Consider the following 257-nt stretch of genomic DNA (forward strand, 5'->3'; position numbering starts at 1 on the left):
CTTTTTTCAAGTTCACTTTTACTTTCTGTACGCCGTCAAGTGCGCTTACCGCTTCTTCGACTCTTGCAACACAATGATTGCAGCTCATACCTTCGATTGAAAATTGTTGTTTCATTTTTTCTTCCTCCTATTGATGTTGTTTACATTCACATTGACCTGGGATACAGTTACATTCGATTGTTTCGACTGGTTGCTTTTGTTCTAATTGTTTCAAGATTTCATTGATATCTTCTTGAGTCAAAGTAGCTTCTTCTACT

The 257-nt window shown here is 36.6% G+C and carries 1 protein-coding gene; it reads right to left on the reverse strand.

Going from position 1 to position 257, the window contains the following annotated elements; translation table 11 throughout:
- Positions 1-115 (reverse strand): cation transporter (locus ACSV5T_RS10025; RefSeq protein WP_438321030.1); only part of this gene is annotated, 115 nt, incomplete at its 3' end.
- Positions 116-257: the final 142 nt, after the last annotated feature.

The organism is Veillonella sp. ZSJB6 (assembly GCF_051549505.1).
Lineage (GTDB): Bacteria > Bacillota > Negativicutes > Veillonellales > Veillonellaceae > Veillonella.